This is a genomic window from Acinetobacter rudis (genome assembly GCF_000829675.1).
Lineage (GTDB): Bacteria > Pseudomonadota > Gammaproteobacteria > Pseudomonadales > Moraxellaceae > Acinetobacter > Acinetobacter rudis.
This window is the reverse complement of record NZ_BBRX01000094.1, coordinates 1-12,046: the sequence shown is the minus strand read 5'-3', so window position 1 is coordinate 12,046 and position 12,046 is coordinate 1. Positions and strand designations below refer to the sequence as shown.

General features: G+C 38.8%; 12 protein-coding genes. 9 read left to right on the top strand and 3 right to left on the bottom strand.

Annotated features, from left to right (window positions below):
- Window positions 1-329 precede the first annotated feature (329 nt).
- Entirely contained in the window at window positions 330-1,577 is a 1,248-nt protein-coding gene (locus Aru01_RS16940) for a mechanosensitive ion channel family protein (protein WP_016656398.1), read from the top strand.
- A gap of 84 nt (window positions 1,578-1,661) precedes the next feature.
- Here the strand turns inward: Aru01_RS16940 and Aru01_RS16935 are convergent, their stop codons facing one another.
- Both Aru01_RS16935 and mobR read right to left on the bottom strand, forming a co-directional pair.
- The gene (locus Aru01_RS16935) at window positions 1,662-2,090 is read right to left on the bottom strand and encodes a hypothetical protein (RefSeq protein ID WP_016656399.1); all 429 of its coding nucleotides are present in this window, start codon (window positions 2,088-2,090) and stop codon (window positions 1,662-1,664) included.
- 84 nt (window positions 2,091-2,174) lie between these two features.
- Entirely contained in the window at window positions 2,175-3,854 is a 1,680-nt protein-coding gene (mobR, locus tag Aru01_RS16930) for a phenol degradation transcriptional regulator MobR (RefSeq protein WP_016656400.1), read from the bottom strand.
- Window positions 3,855-4,237: 383 nt separating this feature from the next.
- Here mobR and Aru01_RS16925 point away from each other — a divergent pair, with 383 nt between their 5' ends.
- The 8 genes from Aru01_RS16925 (at window position 4,238) to Aru01_RS16890 (ending at window position 10,933) form a co-directional block, all read left to right on the top strand.
- A complete protein-coding gene (locus tag Aru01_RS16925; RefSeq protein WP_016656401.1) occupies window positions 4,238-4,528 on the top strand; it encodes a phenol hydroxylase subunit in 291 nt (96 codons plus the stop codon).
- Window positions 4,529-4,546: 18 nt separating this feature from the next.
- Window positions 4,547-5,545, top strand: a complete 999-nt coding sequence (locus Aru01_RS16920; protein WP_016656402.1) for an aromatic/alkene monooxygenase hydroxylase subunit beta — start codon at window positions 4,547-4,549, stop codon at window positions 5,543-5,545.
- An 11-nt stretch (window positions 5,546-5,556) separates the two neighbouring features.
- Window positions 5,557-5,826, top strand: coding sequence for an MmoB/DmpM family protein (locus Aru01_RS16915; RefSeq protein WP_016656403.1), 270 nt, complete (start codon window positions 5,557-5,559; stop codon window positions 5,824-5,826).
- An 83-nt stretch (window positions 5,827-5,909) separates the two neighbouring features.
- Window positions 5,910-7,448: an aromatic/alkene/methane monooxygenase hydroxylase/oxygenase subunit alpha gene (locus tag Aru01_RS16910; protein WP_016656404.1), complete on the top strand. Its 1,539-nt coding sequence runs from the start codon at window positions 5,910-5,912 to the stop codon at window positions 7,446-7,448.
- A 94-nt stretch (window positions 7,449-7,542) separates the two neighbouring features.
- The gene (locus Aru01_RS16905) at window positions 7,543-7,905 is read left to right on the top strand and encodes a phenol hydroxylase subunit P4 (RefSeq protein ID WP_016656405.1); all 363 of its coding nucleotides are present in this window, start codon (window positions 7,543-7,545) and stop codon (window positions 7,903-7,905) included.
- 12 nt (window positions 7,906-7,917) lie between these two features.
- Window positions 7,918-8,976 carry an NADH:ubiquinone reductase (Na(+)-transporting) subunit F gene (locus tag Aru01_RS16900; RefSeq protein WP_016656406.1) on the top strand — a complete coding sequence of 353 codons (1,059 nt, stop codon included), beginning with the start codon at window positions 7,918-7,920 and terminating at the stop codon, window positions 8,974-8,976.
- Between the two features lie 491 nt (window positions 8,977-9,467).
- Window positions 9,468-10,037, top strand: coding sequence for a 1-acyl-sn-glycerol-3-phosphate acyltransferase (locus Aru01_RS16895; protein WP_016656407.1), 570 nt, complete (start codon window positions 9,468-9,470; stop codon window positions 10,035-10,037).
- A gap of 146 nt (window positions 10,038-10,183) precedes the next feature.
- Entirely contained in the window at window positions 10,184-10,933 is a 750-nt protein-coding gene (locus tag Aru01_RS16890; protein ID WP_016656408.1) for a YebC/PmpR family DNA-binding transcriptional regulator, read from the top strand.
- 232 nt (window positions 10,934-11,165) lie between these two features.
- Here Aru01_RS16890 and Aru01_RS16885 read toward each other — a convergent pair whose 3' ends face one another.
- Window positions 11,166-11,558 carry an IS630 transposase-related protein gene (locus Aru01_RS16885; RefSeq protein WP_016656409.1) on the bottom strand — a complete coding sequence of 131 codons (393 nt, stop codon included), beginning with the start codon at window positions 11,556-11,558 and terminating at the stop codon, window positions 11,166-11,168.
- Between the last annotated feature and the right edge of the window lie 488 nt (window positions 11,559-12,046).

Below are 12,046 nucleotides of genomic sequence, written 5' to 3'. Positions count from 1 at the left end.
GGATGTCAAGGCTAAAATATGCTTTTAATATTTTACCCTCTGAAAATAGCTCAACCTCTGGACACTGCCATATACCCAGTAACACCTCATGTAAATTGAGTATTATTCTCTTAAAATCCACACGATCACTCAGGTTCTTCATCACGACTTTATAGTTGTAAAGGCTATTTTGTGTTCCTCTGATTCAGCTTTTTTATTATTTCTTTTAAAAACATAAAATTATAGTCAATAGTACAGTTGCATCTTTCCTGTATAGAAAAGGTATTTTTCAATTTTTTTATAAAATACATTCCATAAAATGAACTTAATTAAAATATGAGGAAAAACTTTTGTTACAAGCCACCTATTTGCAAAGACTAGAAGATTGGATTGATAATTATCCTTGGCTAGAAATGCTCAGCTCGTTAAGCATTTTGATTATGGTCGCCATAGTTATCACTTTTATTGCCAAGTATATTGTGGTGCGTGGACTATTCTTTATTTTAGGTAAATTAAAAGCCTCGCATTATAACCAATATATAAAAGACAGCATCGTACAACGCATCGCCAATATTGCACCTGCACTGGTGATATTAAATGGGATTGTTGCTGTACCTCATCTTTCAGTTAAAGCCATTATCTTTATTCAGATGCTGGCCCAAACCTTTATCATTTTGACGATCGCACTCGCCATCAGTGGTTTACTGAACACCTTTAACATGATGTACAAAGAAAACCCTAAATCGAATGACAAACCGATTAAGGGATATTTACAGCTGATTAAACTCATTATGTTTATCGTCTGTGGCTTGCTCATCTTAGGTACCTTTCTACAAAAAGATATCCTCAATGTCTTGGCTGGTTTTGGTGCAATGGCTGCCGTGCTCATGTTGGTATTTCAAAACACCATTTTGTCTCTGGTGGCCTCTGTACAGATTGCATCCTATGAAATCGTCCGTCTAGGCGATTGGATCGAAATGCCCTCACTCAACGCTGATGGTACAGTGACAGATATTTCTCTGCATACTGTCACAGTTGAGAACTTCGATAAAACTTTTACAACCATCCCAACCAACAAACTCATTACTGACACTTTTAAAAACTGGCGTGGTATGTCCAATGCCGGAGTACGTCGTTTTAAACGTTCTATTTATATTGACCAAAACAGCATTCATTTTTTAGATGAGGCTGCAATTGAACAACTGTCTGGTTTTGCACTATTACAGGGGTATCTCAAAGATAAACAAAATGAAATTGCGCGGTATAACCAAGAAGTTGAACATTTAGGATGGCATAATCAGCGTCAATTAACCAATATTGGTACTTTCCGCGCTTATGTGGAGAACTATCTTAAAAACCATCCACAAGTTTCACAAAAAGATAGTCTACTTGTACGCCAAATGCAGCCTGAGAGTACAGGTCTTCCTTTAGAAATCTATGGGTTTACCACGACTACGGCGTGGTCAGAATATGAAGCGATTCAGTCTGATATTTTTGATCATCTTATTGCAATCATTCCATTATTTGGTCTTAAAATTTATCAGGCGCCTTCAGGTTTAGATCTACAACAATTTATCGGTGACAACAAACATCAGTAGTCAAATCAGCGTTAAACTGGCTTAGCCTTGGATATTTAACCAAAGTGCCTGAATCTCATATTCAGGCACTTTGGTGATTGGATCTTAGCGATAAAACATCATATAAGTGCCATAGGCATAAAGACTTCCAAGCACAATACAAAGACTAGAACTGACATACCAAAACAGATCACTATTGCCCTTGAAACGTGATTTAATAAATGGGAATCCTAAACCACGGGCTAGTAAAGCTACAGTGATGAATGTGAGCACCCATTTACTCAATGGCAAAAAAATATTTTCTTGCGCTACTGTAAATGCATAAAGCGCAAATACACTCAGCACCAATCCAACCATAATCGCAATAAGATTTGGATACCAATCCCCCTTTTCGGCTTTTTTAGCCAGCGCTTCACCTGCCCCTAAGACACGAAAACCCTCAGCACCCCAATACACACAGATAAAGTGTAACAGTGCGGCAACTAAAGTCAGTGCAGCTGCAAGATATAATGCGATTGATGCGAATGAAATCATAGTGTTATTCGGCTGAATAAAATTTAGAACTCAGCCTAACATTGGTAATTTTCACTTCGCTAGTTCAATTTCTTACATTTTCAGCTAAGCAACTTGCGCTATTTTTTTTAAACGATAATCTAAAGTTGCACGACTAATCCCTAAAAGTCTTGCAGCCTCAGAAATATTTTGTTTACTTCGATCCATTGCAGCCTGAATAATCTTTTGCTCATATTGATCCAAAGAAAATTCCTCATTAAACAACCCATCGATATGATCATGTTGCTGATGAGTAGACAGGTGCGTTTCGGATATATCAGGAAATAAATGGTTGAGTTTGATTTCCTGCTGATCTTCAGTCAATAAAGTCGCTCGTTCCAACATATTTTCGAGTTCTCGAATATTCCCCGGCCAATCATAGTTCATGAGTTGGCTCTTGGCACGATCACTTAATCCTTTTAAATGCTTATCGTACATATTCTCAAAACGACTAATGAAATGTGAAATCAACAGTGGAATATCTTCACGACGCTCTCGCAAAGGTGGAATTCTGACAGGGAAAATATTTAATCGATAAAATAAGTCAGCTCGGAAACGACCATCTTTTACGGCTTGTTGTAAATCCTCATTACTTGCAGCAACGATACGCACATCGACTTTACGGCTTTGATAATCACCGACCCGTTCAAACTCACCTTCTTGTAACATACGCAGCAAAGCAGCTTGTGCTCTTGGTGATAGCTCTATAACTTCATCGAGAAAAATCGTCCCGCCGTGTGCACGTTCAAATTTCCCCATACGTGATTGTACAGCACCAGTAAATGCACCTTTTTCAACACCAAATAATTCTGCTTCAATCAAATCAGGTGGAATACACGCACAGTTCACTGCGATAAATGGTTGCTGCTTACGTTGACTGGCTTGATGAATCCCGCGTGCAAAGGCTTCTTTACCTACCCCTGTTTCACCCTGTAACAGTACGGCGACCTTACTGCCTGCTGCTTTTTTCAGTAAATCACACACATTACGATAAGCTTGTGACTCACCCACCGAATTGAACATGGTGTAATCGGCTTCAGCTTCCGTATAAATATTCTTTTTCAAGAGTTTTAATTCGGCTTGCAAAGCAATGATTTCATCAGACACTGGATCAGGAGACATAAACTGAATCAGTTCATCTGCATTTTCCCACTCAGCTAAGGGCTTTCCAATAATCTGACAACAGTCATCACCCTGTGCTACGCATTTGATTTCCTGATAAATAATCGTCTGACCCATAACAAAACTGGTATAACCACAGGCATAACCCAATAACATCCAGCAAGCAGGTTCATCTGATTTTCCAAAATCACTCAAATGCACTTCTGACTCAAAAGAATTGTGCCAGTTAAAATCAGCATAAAACTTTTGATTGTCATGACAAAGTTCAAGTTGATTTACCTCAACTTTAACCATGCCGCGTATGCCATGCATTTGCGGCCCCGCCATAAAAGCTTCCGCTGCTGACATATTCGGACGCATACGGTGAGTGACTTCAGCATCGCGCATACCCGCCTGATAACCACAGCGGATGAAAAAGCGCTTGGTCCGTTCCCATCCCAGCATTTGATATAGGTCTTTACGTAAAAAACCTAAAATACTGGTATGCATCAGTAACATCCGATTTTCTTCGAACCAAATTTGTCCATGTTGGGTATCGAAGTGAATTTTATCGAGTAAATCCTGAATTTCTTTATTTTGTTCTAACAATTGTTTGTAGAACTTTACATCCTTGGCTTGAGGCATGGCCAAATCCATCCTTGGCTAAACGTCTAACTTGAATCTTACCTAAAAACTGGCTGCAAAGTTGAGTAGCATAAATTCATGTTTTCATACCTTTAAAGTATATAAAAAAACCGCAGCAAAAAACTCAACTTAATTTTCAGCTTACTTTATAGAGATTAGCTGATCTAATTCATCTTTTGCTGAAAAAATTGTTTTAAAAAGTTCATCAAATCATGAAATTCACTATCCTACTGATCTTTATTTTTTCAAAAAATTTAATTATTACATATAAAACAATGAGTTAAAAAGTTGGCACGACTTTTGATATAGCTATAACAAACGCAAGGTCGCGTCACTGTTCGTTCTCTTCACGATCAGTGCAGAGAGACAGAAGGAAAACCCACATGACTCAAGCACCACAAAATATTCAACTGACAAAGTTCATCCGTATTACAGGGGATCGTAATGCTGCCTTTGTCGAGTTCGATTTTGCCATTCATGATCCGACACTTTTTGTTGAATTGGTTTTGCCTCAGCAAGCCTTCCAACATTTTTGCGAAATTAATCAAGTCGTAGAAATGACCGAAGAACAGCAGGCTTGGAATGATGCCCAAGAAGACAAATGGCGTTATGGCACTGAACCGACTGTCCTCAGCCCAGCACGTCAACACCTTGATCAAGAAGATCAATCCTAAGTCAATAAGGAGATAGCGATGACTTTAGAAATTAAAACGTCCAATCTTGAACCTATTCGTCCCACTTATGCCTATATCGAACGTCGATTTGGTAAAAAGCCTGCGACCCGCTATCAAGAAGTCAGCTTTGATGTTCAAGGCGCTGCAAACTTCCACTATCGCCCATTGTGGAAACCAGACAAAACCTTAAATGATCAAACCCATACGGCTTTGCAAATGCAAGATTGGTACGCATTTAAAGATCCGCGTCAGTTTTATTACGGCGCCTATGTACAACATCGTGCCCGTTTACAAGATATTGCTGAAAGTAACTATGCCTTCTTTGAAAAGCGCGCATTAGCTGACAACTTTTCTGATGAAGTTAAAGCCAAAATCGCTGAATGCTTACTGCCACTACGTTATGTAGAACAAACAGCAAACTTACATATGATGTCTGGCAGTGCCTATGGTTACGGTACGGTCATTACACAAGCATGTATTTTTGCGGCAATGGATCGCTTAGGTATGGCGCAGTATGTGTCACGTATCGGTCTTTTACTTGACAACAATACAGGTGAAATTCTGCAAGTTGCGAAACAAGCCTGGATGGATGATGCAACTTGGCAACCTTTACGTCGTCTTTGTGAAGAAAGCTTACTGGAACAAGATTGGTTTAAATTATTCACTCTACAAAACCTATTGATCGACAGTATGTTGCAAAGCATGGTCTTTGGTGAATTTGATCAATGGTTAGTCAACAACGGTGGCCGTGACCTTGCAATGTTGACTGAGTTTATGCAGGACTGCCTAAGTGACTTACGTAAATGGTCAGACACTGTATTTAAAACTGCTGTTGCAGAATCAGAGCACAACAAGGCATTGATGCAACAGTGGATCGAAGAATATCTTCCTGTGATTAAGACTGCTTTTTCTGCTTGGTCAAACACTGCACTTGGAAATGATGCGATTGATGCTGGATTAAACCTCATCGCTGAACGTTGTAAAAAAGCCGGCTTAAGCTGCGACGCCGCGATATAAGGAGTATCAACATGACATCTAAAGTTTATTTAGCACTACAAGACAATGACGTTTCTCGCTACATCATTGAAGCAATTGAAGAAGATAATCCTGAAGCAAGCATTCAATACCTGCCTGCGATGATTCGTGTGGAATGTGAGGGTTCACTTGTGGTCCGCGCCGAAACCGTATCTGAAAAACTCGGTCAAGACTGGGACATCCAAGCACTGCAACTCAATATGATTACCCTTGGCGGTAACGTAGACGAAGACGAAGATAGCTTTACTTTAAAGTGGAATTAAAACTTTTGAATGATCAATGTGTTGAACTCGCCTTCAGCCAAGTTCACCTCTAGCGTTCAAACAGATTGAAAAGGATAATCAGCATGAATAGTCCAGCTAAAAACAACACAAAAACGGCAACGAAGAAACTCAATGCCAAAGACCGTTACCGTATGCTCAGCCGTGATCTAGACTGGGACTTTTCCTATGTCGATCGCAAAGATGCTTTCCCTTATGAAGAATTTGAAGGGATTAAAATCACTGACTGGTCAAAATGGGAAGATCCATTCCGTTTAACCATGGACTCTTACTGGAAATATCAAGCAGAAAAAGAGAAAAAACTTTACGCTATTTTTGATGCATTCGCACAAAATAATGGCCAAATGAACGTTTCAAATGAACGTTATTTAAATGCGATCAAACTGTTCTTAACTGCAGTGACCCCACTTGAGTATCAAGCCTACCAAGGCTATGCCCATGTGGGTCGTCAGTTCAGCGGCATCGGCGCTCGTATTGCTTCACAGATGCAATCGATTGATGAGTTACGTCACGTACAAACTCAGATTCATGCAATGAGCCATTACAACAAGTTTTTTGATGGCTTCCAAGATTGGGCACATATGCATGACCGCGTTTGGTATTTGTCTGTACCGAAGTCATTCTTTGAAGATGCGCGTTCTGCAGGTCCATTTGAATTCTTACTGGCCATTAGTTTTGCTTTTGAATACGTATTGACGAACTTGTTATTTGTACCTTTCATGTCAGGTGCAGCTTATAACGGTGATATGGCTACAGTAACATTTGGCTTTAGCGCACAATCAGATGAAGCTCGTCATATGACACTTGGGCTAGAAATCGTAAAATTCTTGCTTGAACAGCACGAAGATAACGTGCCAATTGTCCAAGAATGGATCGATAAATGGTTCTGGCGTGGTACACGCTTATTGTCAATCGTCGGCATGATGATGGACTACATGTTGCCAAACAAAGTGATGTCTTGGAAAGAAGCTTGGGAAGTTTACTTTGAACAAGCGGGCGGCGCATTGTTTAAAGACTTAAGCCGTTATGGTATTCGCATGCCAAAATACTCTGATGTTATCGTGAAAGAAAAAGAGCACGTTTCACATCAGGCTTGGTGGATTTTCTATAACTTTGGTCATGCTGCGGGCTTCCATACTTGGATTCCAACTGACGAAGAGATGGATTGGTTATCTGAAAAATATCCAGATACTTTCGACAAGTACTATCGTCCACGCTGGGAACTTGCACGCAAAATGGAAGCAGAAGGTAAACGTTTCTACTCAGACGGCTTACCACAATTGTGTCAAATCTGTCAGATTCCAATGACCTTTACTGAAATGGATGGTGACCAAACTATGTTTAGTTATCGTGACAGTATTTATAAAGGTGAACGTTATCATACCTGTTCAGATGGCTGTCATGACATCTTTGAACGTGAACCAGAGAAATATTCTCAAGCATGGTTACCTGTAAACCAAATTTTACAAGGCAACTGTGGCGGTCCTGATCTTGAGTCGATTTTACGTGATTACTACAACATGAATGTTGGTGCAGATAACATGGATATCGAAGGTTCTCCTGATCAACAACGTTGGAATAAATGGAAAGGCAACTCAGCCTAATCTGATTCCGTTCAACTGAATTCATCAAAATATATAGGATATCAGCAAAGTTGGGGTGGCTTTCCCCTCAACTTCTGCTCCAAGGAGAATGACTATGGCAGTCCGTGCAATTACCCCAAATTATGAATTCGCTGCACGCGATACTCAAAGCAATTATGGCGACAATATTTTGCTTTATATTGGCTGGGATCATCACACTTTATTTTGTTCAGCAAAAGCATTTTTAATTTCACCACAAGCAACGTTTCAACAGCTAGTCGATGAATTACTTCCTGCTGGTTTTTCACAACATCCTGATTTTGCAAATATTGACTGGTCCACAGTTGAGTATGTTGTAGACCGTACAAAAATTCAGCCACAACCTGAACAAAAGTTGTCAGATTTAGGTTTTGGTCATAAATCTTTATTACGTTTTAGTACACCAGGTCTTACTGGGTATAACGGCAGTCATGTGTAAGCGAGGTGCAAGATGAGCTATCAAGTCACCATTGAACCGATTGGTACCACCATTGAAGTTGAAGAAGATCAAACCATCCTTGATGCTGCATTGCGTCAAGGTGTTTGGTTGCCCTTTGCTTGTGGTCACGGCACCTGTGGAACCTGTAAAGTCCAAGTTACTGATGGTTTTTATGACCTCGGTGATGCATCACCTTTTGCACTCATGGATATTGAGCGTGAAGAAAACAAAGTCCTTGCCTGCTGCTGTAAACCAGAATCAGACATGGTCATTGAAGCTGATGTTGATGAAGACGAAGACTTCTTAGGCTATTTAATCGAAGATTACCAAGCTAAAGTCATCGATATCACAGATCTTTCGCCAACGATTAAAGGCATCCGTCTAGAGATCGATCGTACGATGCAATTCCAAGCAGGCCAATATATTAACCTGCAATTGCCTGGTATTGAGGGCACACGTGCATTCTCTATTGCCAATGCACCAAGTGAAGAAGGCATTATTGAACTACATATCCGCCAAGTACAAGGCGGTGCTGCAACAACTTATGTTCATGAGCAACTTAGTGTTGGTGATGAATTACAGCTGACTGGACCTTATGGTCAGTTCTTTGTCCGTAAGTCGGATAAGCAAGATGTCATCTTTATTGCTGGTGGTTCTGGACTTTCTAGTCCGCAATCGATGATCCACGATCTACTCGATGAAGGTGATACTCGTACCATCTACCTGTTCCAAGGGGCACGTGATGTTGCTGAGTTATATAACCGTGAATTATTTGAAAATTTAGTGAAGAAGCATCCAAACTTCCGCTATATCCCTGCACTGAATGCACCTAAAGCAGAAGATGCTTGGACAGGTTTCACAGGTTTTGTACATGAAGCCGTTGCAAATTACTTTGAAAATAAGTGTGCTGGCCATAAAGCATATTTGTGTGGTCCACCTCCTATGATCGATGCTGCGATTTCAACATTAATGCAAAGTCGTTTATTTGAGCGTGATATTCATACAGAACGTTTCTTAAGTGCTGCTGATGGTGCTGGAGAGTCTCGTTCAGCGTTGTTTAGACATATCTAACTCGCCTCCTATGCTGCTGGAGTTATTCATTGTTGAGTCCCTAATCGACATGAATAACCTAGCGGTGTAAGTGACTTTTGAACCGTCGTCACCCAAGTCTTCATTAAGCCGAATCAACTTAGAGCCTAGAACAGACTTCAAAAAGCGATTACATTTTAAATCATGCACTACCCTCAGCAAGATATAACAAACATTGACTCACACCCTAATCTGCACAGATGGTTGAAGAGCAATATCTAAATGAAGGTTTTAATCTCTAGATTTTTAATGCTTAGGCTATTTAAATAGGCTTTGCAAAGCGCAAATTTTAATCTGTTGTCCTTATCCATCTTATCGCTCAGCATTATTTCTGAGTAGTTGCTCAAGAAAATTCAATTGTCTACAAGCATTAATCAGAATTAGTACAAATACATGCAATACAACATTGTGTTTTCTAGTGATTTCTCTCAGAATCAGCAATCTTTTCGAGCCGACCATTTCAGGAACCATTGATGAAAAAGCAACTAGGCAAATTAACCTTTAAACTTTCGGGTTGGAACTATCATATCGAGGACAACATACTCGAAAAAAAACAAGTTCTTATTGGTTTTGAGCACACCTCAATGATGGATGCTGTTTTATCTTTGGCACTGTTCCAGATCTGTGGCATCAAGATTCACACCTTAATGAAAAAAGAATTGTTTAAAGCACCATTTAAGCCATTCTTAAATGCAATCGGTGCTATTGCTGTCGATCGCCATTCAAATCAAGATATTGTTGCGCAAATGGTTAAACATTTTGAAGAAAATGAAGAGTTTAATCTAGTCATTGCACCTGAAGCAACACGGGCTAAAAACGGACAAGTCCGTAAACCAATCCGTACAGGATTTTGGCATATCGCAAAAGCAGCCAATGTGCCGATCGTTTTAATGTATGCAAATGCTAAGACAAAAAATGGTGGTATCTTTGCCAAAATATACCCATCTGATTTAGATCAAGATTTAAAAACTATTCAGCAACTCTATCTTGAGCATACTGGACTGAATGTCATTATTCCTGAAACACCCCAACAACCAGCTTAATCACTGGAACAATCAACATAATCACAACAACATCGGCGTAAACAAGTTTAAAAAGCACGCTGTTGTTGTTTCTCAATAAAAAGCGCTTATGTTAGAATCGCTACAGTTTTTCTGGTTAACCCCAGTCTTTTAGGAGCAAATTACGCATGGCGGGTCATTCCAAGTGGGCCAATATTAAGCATCGCAAGGCAAAACAAGATGCTAGTCGTGGTAAAGTTTTTACCAAATATATTCGTGAATTGGTTACAGCAGCAAAACTCGGTGGTCCTGATCCAGCCAGTAACCCACGCCTACGTGCGGTCGTGGAAAAAGCGCTTTCTGTAAATATGACGCGTGATACCATCAACCGCGCTATTCAACGTGGTGCTGGTGGTGAAGACAATGATGATTTAAAAGAAATCACCTATGAAGGTTATGGTGTTGGTGGTGTTGCGGTTTTAGTTGAAACGATGACTGACAACCTCAACCGTACCGTTCCTGATGTACGTCATTGTTTTTCAAAAACAAATGGTAACTTAGGTACTTCTGGTTCTGTGGCTTACTTGTTTACACAACGTGGTGAGATTACTTTTGAAGATGTTTCTTTAGAAGACCAAATCATGGAAGTTGCACTTGAAGCTGGTGCAGAAGATATTGAAGTTGAAGAAGATGGTATCTTGGTTATTACGACACCAGAAAGTTTTGGTATCGTTCAAGATGCACTCACAGCTGCTGGTCTTAAATCAGACAATGCTGAAGTTGTGATGAGTCCATCGACAAAAGCTGAGATCACTGATATCGATCAAGCGAAACAAATCTTAAAAATGATTGATATGCTTGAAGATTTAGATGATGTTCAAAACGTTTATACCAACGTTGAATTTTCAGAAGATGTCATGACACAACTTGAAGAATAATCTTCATATGCAATGTGATGCAAAAAACGCACTTAGGTGCGTTTTTATTTTTTTAATTGTTCTGATAAAAATATCTATAAATTTCGATAAGATTTCATGTTATTAGTTGAGTCAATGAATAGCGCTACTTATGATTTTAACTGCCAAATAGAAAATCAGCTCCAATCTTGTAAATGATATAGCTATGTCAAAGCTACAACAAGATCGGAGCTGATTTACTCAAACAGAAAGCTTAGCTTAGATTAACTCGGCGACGCTTTACTGTAGGCGCCGCGGACATTCTCTTTTGAGACCACCCTAGGCGATGTAAACCTAATAAAATTACAGCATAAGAAATGGGATAACCAAATTTTAGTTCAAACAGTGGTACCAATTCCTTGGCTTGAGTAAATGGTGTCATTTCAACAAAGTTTTTAAAAGCTTCCCAATCCTTAATCATTTTAGGACGGCCCACTTTATCCGACTTTTGTTGTTTTAATTCGCCAGTATTTTTCTCCAAGAGTATCCAATCGTCCAAAGTCGATCTGGCAATGTTAAATGTTCGGCATGTTTTAGACTTGTGCTTAGACTCTGTATAAAACTGCATGACTTTTTTTCGTAAATCTAATGAATAATTTTTTGGCATGATAGATATAAAATTTCTTATTTTTGAATTATAAAGCTACAAGTTGTTTCCCCTATAGCTTCCCCTATACAACTCACAGTAAAGTTAACTTAAATTACTAAAAAATAAAACAAAAATTTAACAATACATAAAAAAATATGCTTATCACTTTGATTTACTTATAAATATTTTTTATCATTTTTAGAACAATATGTATAACAACTTAATAGGTTTGAATATTATTAATAAATTATTGAAGATAATATTTAAGCTAATTTCAACTCATTTTTAAATATTTCTAATCAATAGTGACATTAAAATCCTCTAATTTTAAAATTAAATAATGATGATTTTGAACTTTTAAATAGCTTATTCATTAAAATATGTAAACTACACAATGTATAAAAACTCGCAGCCTAAACAACGAGTTTTTATGGTTAATGCACAGTATCTTTTGTCTATTCAACTTATATCTATCTACTATGGATGATTAGCGTTGGTCAATGGAT

Excerpts from the sequence above, each read along its gene's own strand:
- Aru01_RS16935 (WP_016656399.1), bottom strand. The coding sequence starts at position 2,090 with ATGATTTCATTCGCATCAATCGCATTATATCTTGCAGCTGCACTGACT.
- mobR (WP_016656400.1), bottom strand. The coding sequence starts at position 3,854 with ATGCCTCAAGCCAAGGATGTAAAGTTCTACAAACAATTGTTAGAACAA.
- Aru01_RS16925 (WP_016656401.1), top strand. The coding sequence starts at position 4,238 with ATGACTCAAGCACCACAAAATATTCAACTGACAAAGTTCATCCGTATT.
- Aru01_RS16920 (WP_016656402.1), top strand. The coding sequence starts at position 4,547 with ATGACTTTAGAAATTAAAACGTCCAATCTTGAACCTATTCGTCCCACT.
- Aru01_RS16915 (WP_016656403.1), top strand. The coding sequence starts at position 5,557 with ATGACATCTAAAGTTTATTTAGCACTACAAGACAATGACGTTTCTCGC.
- Aru01_RS16910 (WP_016656404.1), top strand. The coding sequence starts at position 5,910 with ATGAATAGTCCAGCTAAAAACAACACAAAAACGGCAACGAAGAAACTC.
- Aru01_RS16905 (WP_016656405.1), top strand. The coding sequence starts at position 7,543 with ATGGCAGTCCGTGCAATTACCCCAAATTATGAATTCGCTGCACGCGAT.
- Aru01_RS16900 (WP_016656406.1), top strand. The coding sequence starts at position 7,918 with ATGAGCTATCAAGTCACCATTGAACCGATTGGTACCACCATTGAAGTT.
- Aru01_RS16895 (WP_016656407.1), top strand. The coding sequence starts at position 9,468 with ATGAAAAAGCAACTAGGCAAATTAACCTTTAAACTTTCGGGTTGGAAC.
- Aru01_RS16890 (WP_016656408.1), top strand. The coding sequence starts at position 10,184 with ATGGCGGGTCATTCCAAGTGGGCCAATATTAAGCATCGCAAGGCAAAA.
- Aru01_RS16885 (WP_016656409.1), bottom strand. The coding sequence starts at position 11,558 with ATGCCAAAAAATTATTCATTAGATTTACGAAAAAAAGTCATGCAGTTT.